Here is a 25,189-nt window from a genome sequence, read left to right as displayed (position 1 = left end):
ACCTCGCCAGATAAGGAAGTCATAAAAAGAATGGCAGACCAAAAGTCCCGCATTCTGGTAATTGAAGATACCCTGTCGCTTGCACGGGTATACCAGGATTACCTGCGTGCGGATGGTCATCAGGTAGAACATGTTGGTACGGGGCGCGATGCGATCAACCATTTGCGCCACAACCGTTTTGATGTGGCCGTTCTTGACCTGTTGCTGCCCGATATGGACGGGCGCGACGTATTGCGCCGGGTGCATGACGTTTCGCCCGCGACCCGGATCATTGTTATTACGGCCCATGGTTCGGTCAATATTGCGGTCGAGGCAATGCGCGATGGTGCCTATGACTTTTTGTTAAAGCCGTTTACCGCTGAAAAACTGCGATCTACCGTCATTGATGCCTTAAAGGGGCGTGCGGTTGCCCCCCGGCATGACGACATGCCTGCCGCCAATGACGGCCTGCATGTTCCCCCTGTTAATGGCAGCGCTGCCGACGATGACCGGAAATATTTTGATATTATCGGTGGTTCGGAAACAATACGTGGAATTTACCGCATTATTGAATCTGCTGCGCCCAGCCGGGCAACGGTTTTTATCACCGGGGAAAGCGGCACGGGCAAGGAACTGGCGGCAGAGGCCATCCATCGGCGCAGTGATCGCGCCAATGCGGCGTTTATTCCGTTAAACTGTGGTGCCATTCCCAAGGATTTGATGGAAAGCGAGATTTTTGGTCACGTAAAAGGCGCGTTTACCGGGGCAGTGGTTGACCGCGAAGGGGCAGCCCACCGGGCGGCCAATGGAACGTTGTTTCTGGATGAAATTTGCGAAATGGATCTGGAATTGCAAACCAAGCTGTTGCGATTTATCCAGACCGGCACCTTTCAGAAAGTAGGTGGCAGTTCGCTTGAAACCGTTGATGTGCGGTTTGTCTGTGCGACAAATCGTGATCCGCTTGAAGAGGTGCGTGCCGGGCGTTTTCGCGAGGATTTATATTATCGCCTGCATGTGATTCCGCTGCATATGCCGCCTTTGCGTGATCGCGGGCTGGATATTTTGCAGATTGCCAATTTTTATCTGCAGCGTTTCACAACCGAGGAAGGGCGCGATTTTAAGCGCTTTTCATCCGATGTGGCTGATCTGTTTACCCGGTATTCGTGGCCGGGAAACATTCGCCAGTTGCAAAATATCATTCGCAATATTGTGGTTTTGAATAACGGGCCGGAAGTGGTGATGTCGATGGTACCACGCCCGGTAAGTAATTTTGCCGCCGATGGTGGGGTTGCGACAGGCTCGATCGAGGCTCCGCCGCCACATCCTGTTGTGTTACAGGGAATGAACGAAGCTGAACGGTTGTGGATGGATGACCCCGAAGCCCTTGCTTTTTTGTCGGGGCGCCAACCACCAGGGCCAAGCGGGCTGGGTATTTTTGCGGCACGCCCGGTTAGTGCCCGTGATAAAAATGTGCCGCTGGTTGGCCGTGGTGTCGAGGCGATCCGCCCGCTATGGCAGGTGGAAAAAGACGCGATAGAAGACGCGATTGACCGCTGTGACGGTTCCATTCCCCGTGCGGCAGAAGCACTGGGGGTTAGTCCCTCGACCATTTATCGTAAAAAACAGTCCTGGGAAGAAATCGGATAAGGATGCGCGTTCTTACTGCGCTTGCTGCTTTGTCGGAATATTTTTACGGACAGAAGCTTTCCAGCGCGGTTTGCAGCCGGTTTTGATTTTCTTTTGTGCCGGGAAGGCCAAATCGCAACCATGTCGGGGCCTGGGTAAAGCCGCGCACCCAGATACCGCACTGTGCCAGATGCTTTTGCAAGGCGGGTAACATTTCCCCCTGATACAGCCGCAAAAGATCGGTTCCGCCAATAAGTTTACAGCCGTTGATTTTGCTTAATTGCTGATCCAGCCAGTTTGCCTGTAGATGCAGGCTGGTGCGCATTGCATGATGCCATTCATTATCGCCAAGGGCGGCGGTGGCGATATGCAGGGCCGGCCCGGGAACGGCCCACGGCCCCAACCGGTCGCTGATTTTGGCGATCAGTGCCGGGTGAGACAGGGCAAACCCCACCCGTGCGCCCGCCAGCCCGAAAAACTTGCCGAACGACCGCAAAATTACGGTGTGGGTTAAGTGATGGACCTGCGGGCACAGCGACAGGTCCGGGGTGGTATCGGCAAAGGCTTCGTCAAGGATCAGGTATTTACCGCGTTCCTGAAGATAACAGGCAAAATCAAACAGGCTTTGCCGGTCAAAATAGCCGCCATCGGGGTTGTTGGGGTTCACGATAACAAAGGCATCGTGGTCGTTAACAATATTTGCCAGGGTTTCTACGGGTGTTAATCCCAGCCAGCCGAAATTGGATACGGCATTGTTTGCCGGGGCGTTTTTAATACGGGATGTGGGCGCAAGTTGCTGGTTGCGCACAATGGTTTGCCGGATGTCGGGCGTGGCAAATATTTCGGTTGTTGTGACATGTGCGCGTTCCCATGCCGGGGCATGTTCGCCATAGGTCGGGCCGAAAATGGCGACACGTTTGACTTGGTCCGTTTCTGACAGAATAAACGGCACAAGTTGTAATAAGGCCTGTGTTCCCGGCCCGCAGGCGATGTGATTAACCGATGGGACGTCATAATAGTGCCGGGCCGCACAAATAGCGGCGTCGGTATCGCGCTTCAGCGGCAGTCGCTGCCAGGTTTCGGGGGCAATGTTTGTACCCTCTACCGGGTAAGGGGTCGGGTTTATGCCGGTGGATAAGTCCAGCCATTGTGACAGGGCAATATTGTAATGTGCTGCTGCCAAGTCTATCGCACCACCATGACGGAAAATATCGTTGTTCATTTTGCGTCATTCTCCGTTTTGGTGGATGTAACAGGGTTTGTTACTGCCTATCCTGCCTTTAATGGATAGGCAAGTGGGGCAATGTCGGGTGGCGAAATGAAGCCGCACCATTAAAAATGAAGTGCGCGCAAACCTTGCAAGGTTGCTTGGGCGGACGTATCGTCCGCCAAAATCTGGTTTTATGCAGGAAAATTGCGCCATGATGACCATAAAACAGGCAAAAGACGCCAATTTCTGGCGCAACCTGAACCCCGATTTGTCGATAGAAGGAACGCCAGCAGCAAAGCCGGGGGCGGGCGGGGAAATGGTGTCCGATACGCCGGTTTTGGCCGCAGGCTCCTTTACCGCTATCTCGTCGTCTCAAACCGCCATCAGCCCGGCGATTTCACCCGTTTCAACGGTTAGACATCCTGTTATCGCATCAGGGGATATTGATTTTGCCGCCCTGTCAGACCGTTTTTGGGATGAAGGGTATTTTGTGCTGCATGATATTTTGCCCGTCGATGCCATTGACAGGTTGCGTGCTGCCATCGAGCGGCTGGTTGCGGCAAATTTGCCAGCAGCCATGATTTATCTGTATGATGAAGCCTGGCAGATGTTTGCCAGCTTACGCCCGCTTTTAAGCCATTTTCTGGGGGATCGCATTGCCCTGTTGCCCCATTTCTGGGCCTGGCATGTCAACCCGCAGGACCAGGGGCGAGGGTGGCCGCCCCATCGCGATTATCAGGGTGAAAGTGCGATGGGCGACGATATGCTGATCAGTTTGTCCTTATGGGTGCCGCTATGTGATGCGACACCGGAAAATGGCTGTATGTATGTGTTGCCGCGCAGTTTTGAACGGTGGTATGATTTTCCGGTAACTAAACCGCAGGACGTTGCCTTGCAGGATGTCAGGGCATTACCTGCGGGGCCGGGCACTGTTATGGGCTGGCGTCAGGATGTTTATCATTGGGGAGGGCGGGCATCACGCCACGCATCTTCACCGCGGATCAGCCTGTCGCTTGAATTTCAAAATGCCGCTTTTGATCCATTGGGGGATCCGTTGCTGAATATGGAAACGCCACCGGGTTTTCATACCAGGCTGGCGTTGATTGCCGGGCAATTTGAAAAATACCGGCATATGCAGGACATGGATGAGGATGTATTGCGCTGGTGTCAGGCCATTTTGAAAACGTGATAACACAGGTGCTGTAAAACGGGTGTGCTACTGGCGCAGGTGGCGGGTGTTATCGGCGCCGTCTTTGGGCTTTCTAACTGAAAAATCGATGGGGGAGACTGGCAAACGATGCTTCGATTGGCGGCCATTTGTCTTGTAGCGTTTGGTTTTATTGCCAGTGTCTATTCGGTGGTCCCGGTTCTGTTGGGGCCGCTAGGGGCTGAACTTTCCTTTGCCATTGCCTTCGTTGTTGAATTTATGGCGCTTTTTTCTGTCGCCATTGGCATGGTCATATATGACACCACCAAAAGACGGCAGATTTTATATGTGGCACTGGGTGTTCTTTCGCTTTTTGTCGGCGATGGGGTGGGGCTTGCAGCCCCTGCAATTTTGCCACATCTGAACCCGGGCTGGCTGTGGGTTTTGTTTTCGGATGTTTCATGGTTCGGGCTGCTTAGCCGCGTTGTCGCCAATTGCTTTTTTCTCGCCAGCGTGTTCAAGGCAAATTCCAGCGACAACATGTCCCGGAATGATCAGGTCTGGCTGGCTATTCCGGTAATTGTTGGGGCAATTGTGCTGGTTTTGCTGTCGTTGTCACTGGTCTCCCCGGCGTTTGGTCTTGATGTTTCGCACGTTTTTGCCCGTATGATGATGTTGCCCTTGCTGCTGAGCACGGTGCTGTCGATCATTGTTCTGTCAGGGTATCTTGTGCGGGTGATGCGACGGCCAACCGCGTTTGAAATCCTGTTTTCGGTTTTCATGCTGAACGCAGTTTATCACCATATGGCCTTCCTTTTGTTTGATGCTGCGGGGCGCGCCCTGACAGTCGAATTTTTAATGCCGTCGCGCCTGTTTAGTTACGGGGTTGTGCTGGTAGCGATGGTGGCCGCTTTGAGGGATTTATATCGCAGTGCATCGCAATCAAGTTCCGCCAAAAGTGCGTTTCTTGCCACCATGAGCCACGAAATAAGAACGCCATTAAATGGTGTTTTGGGAATGGCGCAGCTTTTACGCCAAACCAGCCTGAATGATGTGCAGCGTGAACGGGTAAATGCAATTTTGTCATCTGGCCGGGCGTTAATGTCGTTGTTAAACGACATTCTCGATATGAGCAAAATCGAGGCTGGACATGCCGAAATCGAAACCCGGCCTTTTCGCCCCTATGATATTACCAGCGACCTTTCCAATGCGATTGTTGCCCTGACACAGGAAAAAAACCTGAAACTGGTGTGGGACGACAAGGTTTTGCGAAACAAAATCTTTATTGGCGATGAAGTGCGTTTTCGCCAGGTTTTGTGGAATTTGTTATCGAATGCTGTGAAATTTACCCGCAAAGGGTCGGTGCAACTGGTTGTTGAACATGATTCCAGCCGTGCCGGTGGTCGGATACCGGGCAGCCGCAATAACGAGGTTTACCGGTTTTCGGTAAGCGATACGGGCATTGGCATTGCCCCGGAACGGCAGGCCCGTATTTTTCAGGCTTTTACCCAGGGTGATAATTCGACCATGCGCCAGTTTGGCGGAACCGGGTTGGGATTGTCGATTTCGCAAAGCCTGATCACGATGATGGGGGGGTATATTGGCCTGCATAGCATTGCCGGGCAGGGCACGCGGTTTGATTGCTGGTTGCCGTTTGATGTGCGGGCCATCGGCCATACCGCACGTGACCGTGACGGGGTAAACCGCGAGGAAAATGCCTCGGGTGTGCTGATGGACAAGCGCGTGCTGGTGGTTGAGGATAATGAAATCAACGCCAATGTCATGCAGGCGTTTCTGGAACGGATGGGCCTGAAAGTTGATATTGTTGGCAATGGTCGCCTGGCGGTACAGGCCTTTCAAACCGGTAATTACGATGTCATCCTGATGGATGCCCATATGCCGGTTCTTGATGGTGAAGGGGCGACCCGCCATATTCGCGAAATTGAACGCGGGGCCAGCGGGGGGCGTATCCCCATTATTGGTGTGACGGCCGATGCCTTTGCCGACCGTCAACGCGATTTTCTGGCAGCCGGCATGGACGAAGTGATCACTAAACCGGTTGAGGAACGGCGGTTATATGCCAGCCTGATCCATCATTTGCGCGGGCATGGGGAATTAACCCAGGCAATGAGGCCTGCTTTTTCCGAACAAGACGACACCAGCCAGTCTGATTGGACCATGGCGCAGGGGACGGCCAAGGAACCGGCCCGGTCAAAGGTTGTCGCGGCCGATTTGTCATGGCGGGCCTTTGCCAATGCGGACCCTGTGCCGGGTAAATATTCCTTGAAGCCTGCCGGTGACCTTGAGGCCGCCGAAATTGATAATCGGCACGGTGGTAATACGCAGCAATCAGATAATGGCCCTGAAGATAGTAATTTACGCCGGTATAATCCGTCGCCGTTAAAGTCGCCCATAGACACCCCCAGCCATGAAACAGGCAATCAGGATCAGGGGCCCGTTGCCACACAATCGGCAATCGGTAAGAAAAACATTCGGTCAGATACAGGGATGGCAGATGCCGAACCCGAAATCGTTGGCAAATTACCAGCCGGGATAACACGCCGACCGCTGGTTCGCCGGTTAATGGGGGGGGGTGGCTTAACACGCAGGTTTCCCAGCCATCCATCAGATGGGAATGGTAACGATCCACTGACGGCCCGGACAGGCAACCTGCCACCGGCCCAACCCAGCTCCGGTAGCGATGCCGTGAACAAAAACACCGCCAAAACACCGGGTGACCCCGATGTCGCCACGTTAAAGGCACCAGAAGCAAGCGGAGCACTTGTTAACACGACCCGATTGCGTGAAATGCAGGATGCCCTGGGCACCGACCAAATGACAATTCTGATCCAGATGCTTCCTGAAGCCTATGGCGAGGAACGGGCGCGCATGACCAACGCCATTACCGCAAATGACGCCAGCGGGTTTCGCCGTGCGGCCCATTCGTTAAAGGGTATGGCTGCAAATCTGGCGGCAGATGAAATTTCAAGGCGGGCAAGAGAACTGGAATACTTTGAGGGTAATTTGAAGGATTCAGAAGAATATATCGCGCAAATAGATGGCATCGTTCAAAAAACATTTCAGGAATTACTTGATAAACTGTCAAAATGATCAAGTTTTTTCATCCTAAACCCCTGTTTTGACGGGTTATATTTTCAGGTTAATTTCCCGGTGTTTTTGTTCAATTATTGCAAGGTTGATTGGGCCTGTTTTGCCATGTTAGGTGAAAGGTGATTGAGGGGCGATACAGGAGAAATAACAAATGTTACGCATTCTTTCCAAGTCGATCCTTTTTGCACTTCCAGCAATTGCTTTGACGTTAGGTGTTGCAACGGCGGAAACACCGGCTGCATCCTCCAAAAACGGGGCTGGCGCGTCCGGCGCATCGGAATCCGCGCGCAAACAGGTAAAAATCCTTGATAGCAAAGAGAATTTTGAAGTTAGCGGTAAAAAGGGACAGCTTGCCCATCTTTCAAACCCGGATACCGGAATGAAGGAAACCGCCGTTGTGATGGAAACCACGGACCTTGAAAACAAGCCGATAATGATTGCCATGCGGTTGGAGCACCCGCTTGCCGAAGCTGAACTGGAATATTTTGACAAAAATAAACCTGCCAACGTGGCGCTATCAGCCAAATGTGCCGAGGTACTGGTCGCGCAAATGCCCAGTGGTCGCCATATCGCGCAGGGCAACCAATGTCGTGTTATTGAATTTGAATGATGCTGAAATGCCGGGTATCGACCATATACCAGGCTGTCCGGGTTAAAACCGGTTACGGTGACGCACAACTGGCAGGGCCATGCATCGGCCCTTGCCAGTTATGGTGTCTTTCCCCGGCATTGCTGCCCAAAAGTATGTAGCACAGCCAGGCCGTAGGGACGCGGAAGGTGGTTAACGTTCGACCAGGTCCAGCGTGTGACGCGAAATTGCATCATTACCTGTTTCTGTGACAATCACGGAATGGCCGGGACACATGGCAAAGCCGGTTTCACTGTCCATCAAAATCATGTGCAGGAAAAAGACCATCCCGGGTTGGGCAATAACCGGGTTGTCATGGTAAAACATTGGCCAGTCCATCCAGTTCGGGGCAAAGGTGGTGCCCATTGAATAGCCGCAGGCATTCAGGCGGTGGCTGTTCATACCGGCTTTGTCACAAACGCGGGCATAGGCATCAAAAACATTGCCAACCGGTTCGCCAGGTTTCAGGGCAAGGCGGCAGGCATCCATTGCGTCGGTTGCGACCTTGTGCATGTCGATATGGCGTTTTGTTGCTGCGCCAACCGGTATGGTTCGCATCATCGCAGCATGATAATGGCGATAGGCCCCGGCCCATTCCAGGGTGATCTGGTCTTTTTCGGCAAGATGTTTACGCCCTGAAAAATAACGGCATAAAAGCGCGTCATGTCCCGAACCAATGATAAATTCATTGCCGGGGTAATCGCCACCACCGGCAAAAATGGCACCTTGCATTGCTGCGAGAATATCGCCTTCAAAGGCCCCTGCATGGACCGTTTCAAGGGCTGCATCCCAGGCATCATCGGCCAGTTCACCAGCACGGCGGATATAAGCCAGTTCGGCAGGGCTTTTTACCACCCGCAATTCCGACACCAGACGCGATGCATCGCTTAGGGTGCAAAAACCGTCGAGTGCGGATTCCAGTTTTTTGCCATTGGCGGCGGTCAGGCCATAGGCATCATACTCAACACCCAGTTTTTTATTTGCTGCGCCAAGTTCTGCCAGCATGTCGCGCAATTGCAGGGCAGGGTTTATATCGGGGCCATCTACCCAGATCCTGATATCGTCGATGTCGGATGTATGTTGTGCCTGGCGCAGGTCCGGTGCCCGTGTGATCAGGGCGACGGTGCCATCAACCCCCAGATAAAGACACTGAAAAAAGACATATCCAAACGTGTCATACCCTGTCAGGTAAAACATGCTTTCCTGACGAAACATCAACAATCCGTCCAGTCCTGCCTCTTCCATTTTGGCAATGGTCGCTGCCCGGCGTTGTGCCAGTTCTGCCCGTTCAAAATGCAATGCCATAAAGGGTGTCCTGTCTTTGGTAAACATTTGAAAATGATGCCGATACGCTATCAAGTTTATGCAAACCGGCACAGGTTATTTTACGGATTTTCAGGCAGACAAGGTGGTTGACGGCCATGGGCGGGGCAGGGCTGGAAATGTTTGGGGAACAGGTCGGGCGGGGTTTCGTTATATAAATACCCGATAAAATAACGGAGGAGATCATGGTTCAGGACCACGGACCTTCGATAAAGGATGACAAGACCTATCAACGGCTTCGCGATGACGGGGCGAGTAAGGAAAAAGCGGCACGCATTGCGAATGCCGGTCCATCGTCGAGCAAAAAAGGTGGCAAGCACCCGCCTTATGAAAGCTGGACGCGTGATGAACTATACAGGCAAGCGCAGAAAGTTGGCATAGAGGGCCGTTCTGACATGACAAAAGATCAGTTGATTGACGCATTACGCAATCATTAGGGTCAGGCCTGTTTAACACCCCGGACGCCCTGTTGGCGGGATGCCTGAATTCCCGTTACCCCCGCAAACGAACCTGCGTTATCGGCGCCGGTTCGTTTTTGATGTGGCGTTTTTCACATCACGGGTTGGAATTTTGCAGATTTGTTACCACATCTTGATTTCGGCCTTGTGAAACGGGGATCACGAGGCGGTCAGTCATTGCCTTGTTTGGATGAACCGCTTTTGAAAGGAGCAAAAAATGGCGAGTTACAATGACCTTAAACGTTTTTCAGCGTCCCCAAATGATACAAAAATGGCAGGTCCGCGGTATGAAAAATGGAACCGCGATGACCTTTACCATCTGGCAAAAATGCGCGGCATTGAAGAACGGGCCCGCATGAGCAACGAAGAACTTATTCAGGCCCTGCGCACGCAAGGTTAAATGCCGACAAACATCTGTCGATGGAAGTGGGAAGCATCAATGCCCACATATAATGTCGCGGGCTACACGCGTATCGGGGCAGGCAATTTCGAAAAAACTTGGTTTTCATTGCCTGCCCGGTTTTCACAGTTTCTTTTGCGATATTTACGGCACTCTTTGGTTCGTTCGTCGCACTTTCATGGGAAAATTGACCAGGTTCCAATGCGAAGTGCTGTATCGCACCGGCTGTTTCACCCGTTTTGTTCGGGTGCCTGCCGGGGGCATATTGTCGGGCGCGTTACGGCAGTGTGCCGTGGCGGATTGCCCAGTGGCATGTCTTTGCCAGAATAATGATTGCCGCAGGGCATGGCTGGATCGGACGGGTTTGCTCGCCTGCTTTTTGTGGACGGGGCCTGTTCGCCAAAATTGCTGAGCGCAAGGTATTGTAATCGGCAAGGTTGTGCTTTGGGGCCTTGGTTGACGGTTGAGTGTTATTTTTTGCCACAACCCGTAATTCTGACTATGCGCCTGTCTGGTATGGACAGGCTGTTTTTTGGGGAAAATTATTTATTATAATTATTCCAGTGTTTCCGCTAGAAATAGGACCAATATGGTTTGTAACAATAAATTTCAGGTATTGTCCGGGGTATAAACCGGAGCGATCAGGGGATTTCAGCCCAGCAAGGTCTATGACAGGCTATGCTAAAGAAGGGCCTAACCATGTTTGACTGCAGCAGCAGAATTGATTATGGCCTTGATTGCTGTTTGTTGGGGCAGCGAAATTCCCTGTGAAATCAGGGATTGTAAAGGGGCAGGGCGAACCGGGTGAAGGTATTACGAACGATTTGCCGATTAGTGATTGGTGCCTGTTTGTCGTTTACAGGTAGCCATGCCGTGCTGGCCGGGCCGGAGCATGCGCCTCGGGTTGCTTTTATCAATCCGGGCTATGGGGATCATGGATTTTGGAAAGATGTTAGCGACACCATGCATGTCGCGGCCTCGCAGTTTGGTTTTGAAATTGTCGAATTTGACAGCAACCGGCAATGGCCGTTGATGGCAGAAAATGCCAATCGTGTTTTTGCAATGAACCCGCCACCCGATTATATCATTGCCTCGAACGAACATCAGCAAGGTGGGCGTATCCTGATCGAGGCGAATGCACGCCAGATACCAATATTCATGTTGTTAAATGATTTAACCGACGAGCAGAAAAACCGCCTGGGCCGGGCCGGTACAAATTTGCCATACTGGATTGCAACCCTGACGCCGGATAACAAGAAAGCCGGGTTTGATATTGCCCGCTCGCTGGTGCAGGCCGATGAAAAACTTCATCCTGATCAGCCGGATCGTGAAATCTGTCTGCTATCCCTGGCGGGGGACTGGAATACACCTGCGTCGCTTGACCGTCTGGCGGGGCTTGACGTTGCACTGGCAGAATACCCCAAGCTGGTCGAAAAACGCCGCCTTGTTGCCAACTGGTCGTATGACGAGGCCTATAAACGTACGGCAGGCTGGTTGCCTGAAGGATGCCTGGATGCGGTGTGGGCTGCAAATGACGATATTGCCCGGGGCGCCATTGCCGCGATTGAAAATGCAGGCAAGGTTGCGGGCAAAGATGTTGTCGTCGGGGGCTTGAATTGGTCGGCGGAAGGCCTGAAATTGGTGAAAGAAGGAAAAATGACCATGACCCACGGCGGCCATTTTCTGGCCGGGGCCTGGATAATGGTTATGGTGAATGACTTTCACAACGGCGTTGATTTACAGGGGCGAGGCCCAAATTATTCATTTCCGATGCAGGCGATAACACGCGATAACGTCGACCGGTTCGAGGAAAAGTTTGGTAAGAGAAACTGGGACAAGGTGGACTTTTCAAAATTCTCGCTGGCGCGAAAATCCGGTCAGAAAGGCACCTATCATTTTGACCTTGAACATCTTTTTATCGCGACTAAAAACTGACTGATCAAAATATAAGGACCAAAACTGGTGCAGGCACCAACGGGCACAGTAAAAAAGGGTGAATCTGCCAAACTAAAGCTCGGAAGTTCGCTTTTTGCGCGCCAGCTGCGGTGGGGCCTTTTGATTGCTTTGCTGTTAGGGCTCCTGATCATGCTGTATCAGGGCATATCGGATTATCGGGCCTTGCAAACAGTTTATGATCAAGCCAATGAGCGCGTGATCAATTCTACCCTTGCCGTTGCGGGGACTGCGGCCCGAACTGGCGATGTCGCCCTTGCAACTGCGGTCACGCGCGGGGCAATGGTGCAACGTTCTGTTGCTGCGATACGGCTGTTAACCGCGGATCACAAGGTTCTTGCGGAACAGCAGCGTGATCTTGATCTTTTGCCGCAAAGCATGTGGCTGGATGATTTGTTTGGCGGTGTGGTGACACAGAATGTCACATTATATGCCCCAGCGCAGGATATCGCACAGAAGGTTGTCATCGGGGAGTTGCAACTGACATTTTCCCCGCATGTGTATATCGCAGCGCTATATGGACGGATTCAACTGTCATTTTTCGCGGTGTTTGTTTTTGCGCTGGCAATGACATTGGGGATGGTTTGTGTCTCCTATTTCATTGTGACCAAGCCGCTTTTGCAACTGATTGACTATATGGTTAATATCAATCCGGTTGATACCAACAAACATTTGCCGTTGCCGCCGCCGTATCGCCATGACGACGAAATCCAGTTGCTGGGGTCGTCCATGATCGGGTTGTTTGCCCTGATCCGCAATAAGGTTGAAAAACTGGCCAAAGTTACCGAGGCCTTGCAGGCGTCCAATCAAACCTTGGAAATACGGGTCGAGCAACGGACCCGGGAATTAAATGACGTTGTTGAAAAGCTGGAGCTTTTGGCAGCAACAGACCCGTTGACCGGCCTTGCCAATCGCCGGGCATTAATGGGGCGCCTGAAAAATGCGATCGCGGTATGGAAACGGCGCGGTACCCGGGTGGGGTTGATCATTCTTGACCTTGATCATTTTAAAACACTGAACGACACCTATGGCCACCAGACGGGCGATATGGTGCTTAAATCGCTGTCGGCGGTGTTCGCCAGTGTTCTGCGCGAAACCGACCTTCCGGCCCGGGTCGGCGGCGAGGAATTTGCGGTGCTGATCAGCGACGAGGATGAAAACGGCTTAATGATAGTTGCCGAAAGGCTGCGTAAATCCATATCGGAAGACGTTATTACTGTTAACGACCAAACCATAAACTACACTGCCAGCCTTGGCATAGCTTGCCTGCCGTCGAAAAACGAAACCAGCGACAGCGACAGCGACAGTATGGAAGGTTTGTTACGCCAGGCCCGCGAAGTGGAAAACATCATTGATATGCTGTATTCCGTCGCGGATCAGGCCCTTTACACCGCAAAAAATGCAGGGCGTAACCGGTTTGAGATGGGCGAGTTACCGCAAAATTTTTTAGCGGCAGGCGAATAATATCGCCCGTCACGGTGTCAACGGCCCGGACATTGTTTCAGGAATCAATGAGATTTAAGATCCGGTGCCATTGCGGTACGTTTCCAACAATTCCTGTTTGCACTCTGACCGTGCAGGGTCCAAAAGCACACATGCTTTTGCTATGAACCGGACCAATGAGGTGGTAATGGGCGCACAGGACCCGATGCGGAATATTTTGCTGAACGTTGACAGCTACAAGGCCAGCCACGCCTTTCAGTACCCGCCCGAAACCCGGTATGTTTACAGTTATATCGAAAGCCGGGGTGGCAAGTGGGACCGGACAGTGTTTTTCGGTTTGCAGATGTTTTTAAAGGAATATCTGTGCACACCCATTACCCGCGAGATGATTGACGAGGCCGAAAGTTTCTGGCGTGCGCATGGGGAACCGTTTTATCGCGCCGGATGGGACCATATTTTGCAAGAATATGACGGTTACCTGCCGGTCGAGATCAAAGCCGCCCCCGAAGGTGAAATTATACCGACCGGAAATGTGCTGCTTACCATCGTTAATACCGATCCCGAATGTTACTGGCTGACATCGGCACTGGAAACGGCCCTGTTGCGTGCTGTCTGGTATCCCACAACAGTGGCGACCAATTCCTGGCACTGCAAACAAATCATTTTGCAGTATCTGGACTTAACATCGGATGATCGCGAACAGGTTGCGTTTAAATTGCACGATTTTGGCGCGCGCGGTGTTTCAAGCCTCGAAAGTGCAGCGATTGGCGGTGTTGCCCATCTGGTTAATTTCAGCGGTACAGATACGGTCAGTGGTGTTTTAGCTGCACGCACATATTACAACGAAGACATGGCCGGTTTTTCTATCCCTGCCGCAGAACATTCAACCATGACAGCCTGGGGCCGGGATGGCGAGGCAGCAGCCTATCGCAACATGATCCATCAGTTTGGCGGCAAGGGAAAGCTGGTTGCGGTGGTTTCTGACAGCTACGATCTTTTTAATGCTGTTGATAAAATCTGGGGCGAGGAACTGCGCCAGGAAGTTATCGATAGCGGAGCAACCATTGTCGTGCGACCAGATTCGGGTGACCCCGCTGTGGTGCCGGTGCAATGCGTTGAGCATTTGAGTGAAAAATTTGGCTATAGCCTGAATGGTAAGGGTTACAAGGTTCTTGCCCCGTGTGTCCGGGTTATTCAGGGTGATGGCATTACGATTGATACCATCGGGCTTATTTTGCGCAATCTGGCCGACAAGGGCTGGGCGGCAGATAACATCGCTTTTGGCATGGGCGGTGGCCTGCTTCAGCAGCTTAACCGCGATACCCTGAAATTCGCCATGAAATGTTCCGCCGCGCAAATTGGGGAGCAGTGGGTTGATGTTTATAAAGATCCGATCACCGATCATGCAAAACACAGCAAACGTGGCCGTTTGGCGCTGGTGCGTGAAAATGGGAAATATGTAACCGTTGCTGCGGATGACGCAGGGGATCGGGATGTGCTGATACCTGTTTATCGCAATGGAAAGCTGCTCTGCGACTGGACCTTCGCCGAAATCCGCGAACGGGCGGCCTCGTCTGCATAAGAGGGCGTAATTTATACCACAAAAAACAAAACCCCTGAAAACCATGAAGGTTTTCGGGGGTTTGATTGGTGGGCGCACGGGGACTCGAACCCAGGACCCGCTGATTAAGAGTCAGCTGCTCTACCAACTGAGCTATGCGCCCATCGTAAGATGGGTCACTTGATGGTGCAGGGCATCTATCAAGTGCGGAGCGGGTTATAGCGTTCCTGGCGCGGCCTTGTCCAGATGAATTTGGCGCGAAGGTGATTTTTTACGTTTTTGTTAATGTCGCCCGTCGTCATTGCCCTGCCGGGATATGCGAACATCGCGGTGGATGCTGATGCTCATGAGCAGGCCAAAGCTGACAAGAATGGTCATCATCACAGTGCCACCATAGGACACCAGTGGTAACGGTACCCCCACCACAGGGATAAGGCCCATCACCATTGCAATATTAATGAAGACATACAAAAAGAACGTGGTCGTCACGCCAATGGCAACCAGACGCCCGAACTGGTTGGCACAGCGCAGGGCAATGACATAGCCATAGACAATGACCAGCGTATAAAGCAGCAACAGGGCAATGCCACCAACCAGACCAAATTCTTCGCCCAGCATGGTGAAAATGAAGTCGGTTTGTTTTTCGGGCAAAAAGTTGAGGTGGCTTTGCGACCCCAACATAAACCCCTTGCCGAAAAGACCGCCAGAGCCAAGGGCGATTTTAGACTGGGTAATGTGATAACCGGCCCCTAGCGGGTCGTTTTCGGGGTTCAGGAAGGTTAGAACGCGGTTCTTCTGGTAATCACGCAGGAATTGCCAGCCAATCGGTATGGCCGCCAAAGCGCCGCCCAGCACCAGTGCAAATTTCCACATGCGGACACCGGCCAGCCAGAATATAACCCCGCCGCCTGCCACCAGCAGCAATGCGGTGCCAAGGTCGGGCTGGCGTAAAACCAGGGCCGCCGGGGCTAAAACCATTAACAGGGGCGGAATCAGCAGGGGGATACGCCCGGTTTCCTCTATTGTCAGGCCATGAAAATACCGCGCCAGCGATAGCACCAGCGAGATTTTCATCAATTCAGAGGGCTGGAGCTGGAAAAAGCCCAGATTGATCCAGCGTTGTGCGCCCATGCCGATATCGCCCTTGATCTCCACACCAACCAGCAGGATGAGCGAAATCACATAGGCAGCATAGGACATGCGTAACCAGATGCGAATATCGGTCAGGGCAATCAGGATCATTAATGTCAGCCCGGCGGCAAAGCGCATCATTTGGCGTTCGGCCCAGGGTTGCAACGACCCGTTCGCGGCCGAATACAACATGGCAAAGCCGATACCCGACAGAATGGACAGCAAAAGCACCAGCGTCCAGTTCATCAATAACAGACGGCGCCCCAATGGCACATAGTCGGGATCCTGGCCGATGCGATAGCGGGATGCCATTTAGCTTTCCTGTTTTTTTGTCGTTGTCCGCAGGATTTGCGATGCTGATTGGATATTGACGGCGGAAACACCCGGGCGACTGGATTTAAGTTCCTGGGCCTTGGTAAGCAGGTCGCGGGCAATCGGGGCGGCAACGCCTGAGCCAGACCCGCCATGTTCGACAACGACGGCACAGGCATAACGCGGGTTTTCAACCGGGGCAAATGCAATAAACAGGGCATGGTCGCGGTATTTCCATGGCAAATCATCATTGCCGATAATGCCGGTCTGGCGTTCGTGCATGGAAATACGGCGAACCTGGCTGGTGCCGGTTTTACCGGCCATTTCCAGCCCTTTTATTTTGATGCGCGACCGGTATGCCGTCCCGCGAAGCTCGTTGGTGACGCCGTTCATACCATCGTGAATATGCGCCAGATGGGCGCGTGAAACCCCAAGATCCGGGAATTCGGCATCGTTACGTGCGGCAATCTCGTCGGGGGCAACATGATCGCGCGTTAAATGCGGGGTAACGGCCTTGCCCGAGGCAAGCCGTGCCGTCATGGTTGCCAGTTGCAATGGTGTTGTCAGAACATATCCCTGGCCGATTGAGCAAATAAGGGTTTCACCGCCCTGCCAGCGTTTGCCAAGCTGGGTTTCTTTCCATTCCTTTGTCGGAATCAGGCCGCTGCGTTCAGATGGCAGGTCGACACCGGTTGGATCCCCCAGGCCAAGACGCTTTGCCATGGCGGCAATTTTGTCGATGCCCAGTTTTTGCGACAGTTCGTAATAATAAACGTCGCAGGAATGTTTCATCGAGTCATGCATGTTGACCCAGCCATGCCCGCCCCGTTTCCAGCAGTGAAACCGGGCATTGCCCAAATCCAGATGGCCGGGGCAGAAAAACCGCTGTTCCGGTGTAATCACCCCGGCTTCAAGGGCTGCCAGTGCCACACAGGTTTTGAAGGTAGAACCGGGCGAATAGGTGCCGTTGATCGCCTTGTTCGACAGGGGCGAATATTCGTTGTTAATCAGGCTATCCCACAATTTATGCGAAATACCATTGGTGAAGCTGTTGGGGTCGTAAGTGGGGTGGGATGTCATGGCAAGAACATCGCCATTGTAAACATCCATCACCACTGCTGCCGCACTTTCATGTTCGGCAAGGCGCTGGTTGGCAAAGCGTTGTAGTTCGATATCAAGGGTTAAAACAACGGTTTCACCACTTTGGCCTTCTTCGCGGTCCAGCTCGCGGATGACACGGCCCAGGGCATTGACTTCTACCTGACTGGTGCCTGCACGGCCGCGCAAGGACATATCGTAGGTTTTTTCTATGCCGCTTTTGCCAATGCGAAATCCTGGCAGTTCCAAAAGCGGGTCGCCGGTAAGCTCTTTTTCCGCAACGGCGGCAACATAGCCCAGTGTATGGGCCAGGTGCGGCCCTTCGGGGTAATCACGCGACCGGCCTGCATCAATGATGATGCCGGGCAAATCGGGGGCATTGACACCCACCCGTGCCACTTCGTCCCATGTCAGGTTATCGCGCACGGTAACGGGCACAAAAGATCTGCGGCGCTGTACATCGCCTTCAACCCGATCGATTGTCTCAGGGTCAATTTCGATGATTTGTGACAGAACCGTCAGGGTTTTGCGGACATCAGGGCTTTGTTCGCGCACAATCAGGATATGGTAATTTTGCCGGTTAATGGCCAGCGGTGCGCCGAAGCGGTCGGTAATGATGCCGCGCGGTGGTGGCAATAACCGGTGTGATATCCGGTTATCATCAGCCAGCGTGGAATATCGGTTACTTTCCATGACCTGAAGATAATACATGCGTGCTGCAAGACCGGTCAGCAACACACCCTGACCCGCGCCGAGCATAATGGCGCGGCGGGTAAACATGCGATATCTGTCTGAATCTCGGTGCCACATCGATGGGTCAATGTCCGTGTTCGGCTGCGATATGTAAAAGACATGCCGCGTGGAAAGAAAAGTCGGTATTTTATCGGGACCGGCACGGCTTGCAAACTGTTCTGCCAGCATCGGTACGGCTTTTACCGCACGGAATATGCCATCATCGGTGTGACATCAAGCTGGCTGATACAATTGGGCCATGTCGGGCAACATTGTCTGGTTTTATGGTTCAGATGGTGCGGTTCAGATCGTGCAGTTTGTATTTAATCACCGGGTAGCGATCAAAGATTCCGAAGCAGGCCGTTCTGGATGCGGACCAAAATCCATGCGATCAGCGGAAACATGCCTGCTGTTATAAGATAACTAATCACCAAAGGCTGGAATGGCAACAGCGCACCTGTCAAAGCGGAGCTAAATAACCACTGCAGCAGAAAAGCCGGTAGCGACACAATGGTAAATCCCCACCACATAACGGTGAAGGCCTTGTTATGAAAAAAGCGCCCCTGATTGGCACTGACCGATTGCACCAGCAAAAAGACCAGCGAACTAACGCCCAAAGGCAGCCCGGTAAGCAAATCCTGTATAAGGCCCAGCATAAATGCCGCCAGCCCGGTTAGCAGGTCCGGACGGTTTACCGACCAGTAAAACACTGCCATCAGCGTCAGGGCAGGGGTAACATCGGCCAGTTTCGGGATGCTGTAGGGCAAAAGCCCTATTAGCAGCAAAACAAAAACACTAAATGCCGGAACCGTTGATCGTGCAATGACGTCAAGGCGTTGCCATACGCCAGGTTTCACGGCCTGGCGCCTGGTGTGCCAGACGGCGACGTTGAGAATGTGGGTGGTTCAGGCATGGCGGGTTCATCTGATGCGGGGCCAACACCAACGCCCGTAGGCAAGGAGGGCGCGTGGCCCGGTGTGCCCTGATCAAGATGGGGCATGGAATGCAGGGCATCCGGGTCTTTGAGGATACCTGCCAGCCCGTAATTGACGACACGCAAATATTCAACTTGATGGCGGCGAAATAACGGGGCGACCCGTACGGCATTTTCTGAAACCGACGATACAATTCCCACTGGAATACCCGGTGGAAAAGCCCCGCCATGGCCCGATGTCAATACACGGTCGCCCGGGGCAACGGTGGCATCAGCGGTTAAAAATGTTAACAGGGGGCGATCGGTATTATCACCTGACAAAAACGCGCGATCACGGCTGTTTTCAATCATGACAGGGATGCGCGAATTGATATCGGTAATAAGCAAGACCCGCGATGCCTGGTACCCGGCATCGGCGATACGGCCAATTAACCCTTCGTCCGAAAGAACAGCTTGCCCCTTAAGAACACCGTCACGGGTGCCCGCACTGATCATCATGCTATGCGCAAAGGCACCGCCCATATCGGCGATAACGCGCGCGCTGACTTCGTGTTGCGAGGGCGGGTTGGCGTAATGGCTTAGTTCGCGCAGGCGACTGTTTTCATAGGTCAGGTTACGGGCAACCTGCTGCCATGCCAGCAATTCGCGGTTCTGTTCGCGCAGGCGCAGGTTTTCTTCGTAAAGGCTGGCGAAACTTTCAATGCGGGTGGTTACGTCATCAATGCTGGCTGCCGGACGCGACGCCAGATTCATGAAAGGTGAAACCAGATCGACGGCTGCCCCGCGAATGCGTTCGATTAAAACGGTGTCGGCTTTACCCAGCAACATCAGGGCAAAACAGGACACAATCAGTAAAATGAACGCAAAGCGATGAAGCGCCGTACGGATCGGCGAAAAAATGCGCTGTTGTGGGCCACCGTGCTGAGCCACTTTTTTCCCCGTATTCCCCGCGTGTCGTCAAAAGTCCAGGTCACGACCGATAATAATAAAAACGCCGAGTCGCGTCCAGTAAGGATGCGGCCCGGCGATGATTTTCTCACACAAACCTTAATAGGCAGTGTGCAACACGTTCCGCAGCATTTTCTTTTCTTCCAGTGCACGGCCCGTACCGAGCGCAACACATGAAAGCGGATCGTCAGCAATGGATACCGGCAGGCCGGTTGCATGACGCAGAACGTAATCAAGGTTGCCCAGCATTGCGCCACCACCGGTCAGAACAATGCCTTTGTCGACAATGTCGGCGGCCAGTTCGGGCGGGGTTTGTTCCAGCGCGACCTTGACGGCCTCGATAATCGCTGAAACAGGTTCGGCAAGGCTTTCGGCAATCTGGCGTTCGGAAATCAGAAGTTCCTTGGGCACGCCATTCATCAGGTCGCGACCACGGATTTCCATGGTTGCGCCATCGCCATCGTCAGGCGCACAGGCAGAACCAATTTCCTTTTTAACCCGTTCAGCCGTGCTTTCGCCGACCAGAAGGTTATGGGTGCGACGGATATAAGCGATGATCGCTTCGTCCATTTTGTCGCCACCAACCCTTACGGAACGGGCATAAACGATACCGCCCAATGACAGAACAGCCACCTCGGTGGTGCCGCCGCCAATATCAACAACCATCGACCCGGTCGGTTCGGTCACCGGAAGGCCGGCACCAATTGCTGCCGCCATCGGTTCGTCGATCAGCCATACCTTACGTGCGCCCGCACTTTCAGCACTTTCCTGAATGGCACGGCGCTCAACAGCGGTGGAACCAGAAGGAACACAGATGATGACTTCCGGGCTGGCAAAGCTACGACGGTTATGCACTTTGCGAATGAAATGTTTGATCATTTCTTCGGCAATGTGGAACTCGGCGATAACGCCGTCCCGTAACGGGCGAATAGCCTGAATATATCCAGGGGTACGGCCCAACATCAACTTGGCTTCTTCGCCAACCGCGAGAACCTGTTTTTTACCTTTCTCGTCGGTGATTGCAACAACCGATGGTTCGTTCAGGACGATGCCGCGTCCCTTGACGTAAACCAGCGTGTTGGCGGTACCAAGATCGACCGCCATGTCGGAGGATAATAGCCCAAGCAGTTTGGAAAACATTCCTGCCCTATGCCCCGGTAATAGAAAACTTTTAAACGCGAATGTATCGCTCTAGATAGCGCAGCGAGAGCGCCTATGCACGAATAAACTGCAACGGATTGCGGAATAGTTAAGGACGGCTCTGCCTTTCACGTGCTTAACGTGAATTTGCCCCGAATGACCAGCGCAAAGGTGGATAACGGATTGGCGCGGGAACAATATTCAATTTAAGATTGTGTTGGCGGGATGTGTTTTTTTATTGGCGGTTCCAAAAATGTTACAGACTCGTAAAAAGCATCCGAATCGCCTCAAACAGGGTTGGTTGTCGGCTTTCAGAGAAAGATGAAGGTGTTCTCCAAATTTCATCAGTTTTAGCTGTTATATGAAAAACATTGAAAAACTGCGATTTTAGAGTGCTTCTTCTTTTCATTCCTGCCGGGCGCAGGATGCTGACAGTTGAAAAAGGGGGCTGAAGAATTTTTCAGGCGCATTAACAATCAAATGAGCGGTGAACTGGTTGTTATGCTGTGCCATTTGGGCGGATGACGATGTGTTTTTCTCTTTTGCATTTCAACATGTTTTCAACTTCTGGTCGTTGACTGGCGCGACGGGGGATTTCTGGCAAGAAGTGCGTGCTTGACTGTCTTTGGTGTGAAAACTGGATAAAGTTTTTCTGCAATCTCACAGGCTTGTCCGAAACATGAAAAAAGCGTGATGTTGATGGCTGAATTTAGCAGGGAGTGATTGCCCGGATTTTTCGCAGCCCGCAAAATCAGCGGATAGGATGTAAGGCGAATGGTCTCTGTGCTATTTTACCGTCGTCTGGCAGGCCGGGTTTGGGGGAATCTGGTTATTTGCGCGGGTTGTTGCGCGCTTTGTGTGCGTTATGATTGCGAAGGCCGGTAAATAATTTGCGCCCCTGACCAGGTTAAAATGCGATTCGCCGGGCGTTATATTGGTCTGCACAGGGGCATGTCACTGCATTCACGCAAAAGGGGCGACCCGGTAAGGTCACCCCTTGATAGATTAAGCAGAATTAAAGTCAGCGTCGTCCGATCAGGACGCCATGGCGTCCGGTGCGGTTTTCTGGCTTTTCAGGATCAGCTTGTTCACTGCCGTGACATAGGCCATGCAGGACGCCACAACAGTGTCGGTGCTAGATGCATTGCCGATAACGGTGCGGCCATCGCCTTCCAGCTTGACGGTTACCTGTGCCTGGGCGTCCGTGCCTTCGGTGACGGCATGCACCTGATAAAGTTTCAACTGCCATTCGTTGTGCGGGTAAATTTCCTGAATGGCATTGAAGGTGGCATCAATCGGGCCATCGCCGGTGGTTTTGGCGGTTTTGGTTTCGCCGTTAACGCTCAGTTCCAGTTCGGCAACCTGCGGGCCTTTGGAGCCACAAATAACGCCCAGCGAAACGAATTTGATGTGTTCATTGTCGCGCAGGCCGTCATCAACCAGGGCGACGATATCGTCGTCATAGACTTCTTTTTTCTTGTCGGCCAGTTCCTTGAAACGGTCAAAGGCATCCTGAATGGCGTTGTCGCCCATTTCGGCAAAGCCCAGTTCTTTCAGCTTTTCCTTGAAAGCATGACGACCGGAATGTTTGCCCATTACCAGACTGGATTTGTTCAGGCCGATGCTTTCGGGTTTCATGATTTCATAGGTTTCGGCGTGCTTCAAATAGCCGTCCTGATGAATGCCACTTTCGTGGGCAAAGGCGTTGGCACCAACAATGGCTTTGTTGGGCTGTACGACAAAACCCGATACCGCCGAGACCAAACGCGACGCATTCATGATTTTGGTGGAATCCAGCCCGGTCGAAAACGGCATAACATCATTGCGGGTTTGCAATGCCATCAGGATTTCTTCCAGTGCAGCATTCCCGGCCCGTTCGCCCAAACCATTAATGGTACATTCGATCTGGCGAGCACCTGCCTGAACAGCGGCCAGTGAGTTGGCAACCGCCAGCCCCAAATCGTTGTGGCAATGAACCGACAGGATCGCTTTGTCGATATTGGGGACCCGGTTAAACAACATTGTCATCAGGTCGGCATATTCGCGCGGCGTGGTATAGCCAACGGTGTCAGGGATATTGATGGTGGTGGCGCCGGCATCAATGGCGGCTTCAACACAGCGACACAAAAAGTCGTGCTCGGTACGCGATCCGTCTTCGGCAGACCATTCAACATCGTCGGTAAAGCGTCGTGCAAAGGCAACGCTTTCGCTGACTTTTTCCAATACCCGTTCCGGTTCCATCTGCAATTTGTATTTCATGTGCAGCGGGCTTGTGGAAATGAAGGTGTGAATACGTTTGTTTTCCGCCGGGATCAGGGCTTCGCCAGCCCGTTCAATGTCGCCTTTGGTGGCACGCGCCAATGAACAAATGGTCGGGCCTTTAACTTGTTTGGCAATTTCATTGACGGATCGGAAGTCACCGTTTGAGGCGATGGCAAAACCGGCCTCGATCACATCGACCTTCAATTCGGCCAGAGCATGGGCAACACGCAGTTTTTCATCGAGTGACATGGACGCGCCGGGCGACTGTTCGCCGTCACGCAAAGTGGTGTCAAAAATGATGACGCGGTTGTCTTGAGAACTTACCATAGCTTCGTTTCCTGTCTTGGTTGGGCCGAAACGCCCGTAATGCTTTGTTTATTTCTGGAAATTCAATGCGGGCCTGAAATGCGGCGCGACTGGTTCCCCTGAGCTGCGAGGCGCACATCCCGATTTGCGGGTGCGGGGGCCTCGGGTGGAACGCTCAGGGGCGGGTAAGTCGTAGCGACCCGCGAGCGGCACAACCTAGAAGACCCGATAGGAGAATCGCATCAGACATAATCGCATGGCCATGTGCCGAACCGGCCATGGCGCCTTTGGCGCGATTGATGTGAGAGGTCTGATTTGCGAACATCGGTCTTCGATCAGGTGAAAGCACAGTTTGTTTGAGGACCCAATCTTGACGTCATGGGCGTACAGGTCAAGTAATTTTTGAACCTGATGTGCGTATTTTTTAACTGTTTTTGCCAAAACACCAAAATGCCGCAGGGACCAATGGCAATACCGGACGATACCATATGGGGGAGAAGGCCCTGTTTGCAGCCAGTGTGCCGGGGGCGAAAAGGGAAAATCGGGCAGAGTTTAACAGGTGTGTTTTTTCGGTACGCCTGATCGTTGATAATAAGAAGTCACATGGATATGTGAAAAAGTTCATCATATTGTGCCATGTGGGCAATTGGCTAACGGGTTTAGTTGGTATATGCGGGGGAATCTGTTTTGTTATCTTGGATAAAAAAATGAACCTGTCGCTTCTAGCAGCGTTTGTGCCGACGGCATTTTTCGTTTCGATCACCCCCGGGATGTGCATGACCCTGGCCCTGACCATGGGCATGACCATTGGTGTGCGCCGAACAATGTGGATGATGGCGGGGGAACTGGTTGGTGTCGCAATTGTCGCGGTTTCGGCGGCCCTGGGCGTTGCCACGATCATGCTGGAATATCCGGCAGTATTTGTCGTTTTCAAATATGCCGGCGGGGCCTATCTGGTGTTTCTGGGCGTGCAAATGTGGCGATCGCGCGGGCGCATGGCACTGTCATTTGATAATGCCAACATGGCCGCGTCGGGCAAAATGGCAACGCCGGTGGCCCTTGCCAGTCAGGGGTTTGTCACTGCCATAGCCAACCCCAAGGGCTGGGCATTTATGATTTCGCTGTTGCCGCCTTTCATTCATGTTGAACAGCCTGTTTTGCCGCAACTTTCAATCTTGGTGGCGATTTTGCTGGTGTTCGAACTTGCTTCGCTGGTGATGTATGCGTCTGGTGGCAAATCCTTGCGAAATTTTCTGGAAAAAAGCGGAAACGTCCGCATTTTGAACCGCATTGCTGGCACGTTAATGATTGGTGTCGGTGTGTGGCTGGCAAGCAGCTAACGGGATTTGCAGTAAATTCTTGTCGATACCAGTGTGCAAGTGATGTGCGATAGCAGCATCGTTGATGTTCAGGATGCTTTTTTCGCTATCGTGCAAAGGTCGCCATTGATGGTATGGCGTTTTGGTTGCCGGCGTTGTATCAAAATA

18 protein-coding genes and 1 tRNA gene are annotated in these 25,189 nt (G+C 52.6%); 10 read left to right on the top strand and 9 right to left on the bottom strand.

Going from position 1 to position 25,189, the window contains the following annotated elements; all coding sequences use genetic code 11:
* Nucleotides 1–30: 30 nt before the first annotated feature.
* Nucleotides 31–1,626 carry a sigma-54-dependent transcriptional regulator gene (locus J4E05_RS05585; RefSeq protein ID WP_349593144.1) on the top strand — a complete coding sequence of 532 codons (1,596 nt, stop codon included), beginning with the start codon at nucleotides 31–33 and terminating at the stop codon, nucleotides 1,624–1,626.
* Nucleotides 1,627–1,669: 43 nt separating this feature from the next.
* On the opposite strand, the gene cobD is transcribed toward J4E05_RS05585, so the two are convergent.
* On the bottom strand, nucleotides 1,670–2,827 hold the full coding sequence (gene cobD, locus J4E05_RS05580) for a threonine-phosphate decarboxylase CobD (protein ID WP_349593141.1): 1,158 nt from the start codon (nucleotides 2,825–2,827) through the stop codon (nucleotides 1,670–1,672).
* A gap of 199 nt (nucleotides 2,828–3,026) precedes the next feature.
* On the opposite strand from cobD, the gene J4E05_RS05575 reads away from it, so the two are divergent.
* The 3 genes from J4E05_RS05575 (at nucleotide 3,027) to J4E05_RS05565 (ending at nucleotide 7,683) form a co-directional block, all read left to right on the top strand.
* Entirely contained in the window at nucleotides 3,027–4,004 is a 978-nt protein-coding gene (locus tag J4E05_RS05575; RefSeq protein ID WP_349593138.1) for a phytanoyl-CoA dioxygenase family protein, read from the top strand.
* 108 nt (nucleotides 4,005–4,112) lie between these two features.
* Nucleotides 4,113–7,073: a sensor histidine kinase gene (locus tag J4E05_RS05570; protein WP_349593135.1), complete on the top strand. Its 2,961-nt coding sequence runs from the start codon at nucleotides 4,113–4,115 to the stop codon at nucleotides 7,071–7,073.
* A 151-nt stretch (nucleotides 7,074–7,224) separates the two neighbouring features.
* Nucleotides 7,225–7,683 carry a hypothetical protein gene (locus J4E05_RS05565; protein ID WP_349593132.1) on the top strand — a complete coding sequence of 153 codons (459 nt, stop codon included), beginning with the start codon at nucleotides 7,225–7,227 and terminating at the stop codon, nucleotides 7,681–7,683.
* Nucleotides 7,684–7,854: 171 nt separating this feature from the next.
* On the opposite strand, the gene J4E05_RS05560 is transcribed toward J4E05_RS05565, so the two are convergent.
* Nucleotides 7,855–9,006 carry a M24 family metallopeptidase gene (locus J4E05_RS05560; RefSeq protein WP_349593129.1) on the bottom strand — a complete coding sequence of 384 codons (1,152 nt, stop codon included), beginning with the start codon at nucleotides 9,004–9,006 and terminating at the stop codon, nucleotides 7,855–7,857.
* A gap of 203 nt (nucleotides 9,007–9,209) precedes the next feature.
* On the opposite strand from J4E05_RS05560, the gene J4E05_RS05555 reads away from it, so the two are divergent.
* The 5 genes from J4E05_RS05555 (at nucleotide 9,210) to J4E05_RS05535 (ending at nucleotide 14,860) form a co-directional block, all read left to right on the top strand.
* On the top strand, nucleotides 9,210–9,461 hold the full coding sequence (locus J4E05_RS05555; protein WP_085589322.1) for a DUF7218 family protein: 252 nt from the start codon (nucleotides 9,210–9,212) through the stop codon (nucleotides 9,459–9,461).
* Between the two features lie 238 nt (nucleotides 9,462–9,699).
* Nucleotides 9,700–9,882 (top strand): hypothetical protein, encoded by a 183-nt coding sequence (locus tag J4E05_RS05550; protein ID WP_085589324.1) that lies wholly within the window; start codon nucleotides 9,700–9,702, stop codon nucleotides 9,880–9,882.
* Between the two features lie 804 nt (nucleotides 9,883–10,686).
* Nucleotides 10,687–11,817 (top strand): ABC transporter substrate-binding protein, encoded by a 1,131-nt coding sequence (locus J4E05_RS05545; RefSeq protein ID WP_349593124.1) that lies wholly within the window; start codon nucleotides 10,687–10,689, stop codon nucleotides 11,815–11,817.
* A 27-nt stretch (nucleotides 11,818–11,844) separates the two neighbouring features.
* Complete coding sequence (locus J4E05_RS05540) at nucleotides 11,845–13,299, top strand: sensor domain-containing diguanylate cyclase (RefSeq protein ID WP_349593121.1); 1,455 nt, start codon at nucleotides 11,845–11,847, stop codon at nucleotides 13,297–13,299.
* A gap of 142 nt (nucleotides 13,300–13,441) precedes the next feature.
* The gene (locus J4E05_RS05535) at nucleotides 13,442–14,860 is read left to right on the top strand and encodes a nicotinate phosphoribosyltransferase (RefSeq protein ID WP_349593117.1); all 1,419 of its coding nucleotides are present in this window, start codon (nucleotides 13,442–13,444) and stop codon (nucleotides 14,858–14,860) included.
* A 66-nt stretch (nucleotides 14,861–14,926) separates the two neighbouring features.
* Here J4E05_RS05535 and J4E05_RS05530 read toward each other — a convergent pair.
* The 7 genes from J4E05_RS05530 to J4E05_RS05500 all read right to left on the bottom strand — a co-directional run bounded on the left by J4E05_RS05530 (nucleotide 14,927) and on the right by J4E05_RS05500 (nucleotide 23,723).
* A tRNA-Lys gene (locus tag J4E05_RS05530) sits at nucleotides 14,927–15,002 on the bottom strand.
* A 119-nt stretch (nucleotides 15,003–15,121) separates the two neighbouring features.
* On the bottom strand, nucleotides 15,122–16,282 hold the full coding sequence (gene rodA, locus J4E05_RS05525) for a rod shape-determining protein RodA (protein ID WP_349593114.1): 1,161 nt from the start codon (nucleotides 16,280–16,282) through the stop codon (nucleotides 15,122–15,124).
* Complete coding sequence (gene mrdA / locus J4E05_RS05520) at nucleotides 16,283–18,190, bottom strand: penicillin-binding protein 2 (protein ID WP_085589524.1); 1,908 nt, start codon at nucleotides 18,188–18,190, stop codon at nucleotides 16,283–16,285. It lies immediately after the preceding gene.
* Between the two features lie 263 nt (nucleotides 18,191–18,453).
* Complete coding sequence (gene mreD / locus J4E05_RS05515) at nucleotides 18,454–18,969, bottom strand: rod shape-determining protein MreD (RefSeq protein WP_349593110.1); 516 nt, start codon at nucleotides 18,967–18,969, stop codon at nucleotides 18,454–18,456.
* Nucleotides 18,966–19,976: a rod shape-determining protein MreC gene (mreC, locus tag J4E05_RS05510; protein WP_349593107.1), complete on the bottom strand. Its 1,011-nt coding sequence runs from the start codon at nucleotides 19,974–19,976 to the stop codon at nucleotides 18,966–18,968. Before mreC ends, mreD begins: the two co-directional genes overlap by 4 nt.
* A gap of 117 nt (nucleotides 19,977–20,093) precedes the next feature.
* A complete protein-coding gene (locus J4E05_RS05505) occupies nucleotides 20,094–21,134 on the bottom strand; it encodes a rod shape-determining protein (protein ID WP_085585470.1) in 1,041 nt (346 codons plus the stop codon).
* Between the two features lie 1,035 nt (nucleotides 21,135–22,169).
* Nucleotides 22,170–23,723, bottom strand: a complete 1,554-nt coding sequence (locus J4E05_RS05500) for a 2-isopropylmalate synthase (RefSeq protein WP_085589338.1) — start codon at nucleotides 23,721–23,723, stop codon at nucleotides 22,170–22,172.
* A 686-nt stretch (nucleotides 23,724–24,409) separates the two neighbouring features.
* Between J4E05_RS05500 and J4E05_RS05495 the strand changes: the two genes are divergently transcribed.
* Nucleotides 24,410–25,042 (top strand): LysE family translocator, encoded by a 633-nt coding sequence (locus J4E05_RS05495; RefSeq protein ID WP_085589340.1) that lies wholly within the window; start codon nucleotides 24,410–24,412, stop codon nucleotides 25,040–25,042.
* Nucleotides 25,043–25,189: the final 147 nt, after the last annotated feature.

Origin of the sequence: Thalassospira sp. NFXS8, from assembly GCF_040148805.1 — a bacterium.
Taxonomy (GTDB): Bacteria; Pseudomonadota; Alphaproteobacteria; order Rhodospirillales; family Thalassospiraceae; genus Thalassospira.
Note: the sequence above shows the minus strand (reverse complement) of the source record. Positions and strands in the feature narration are given on the sequence as shown.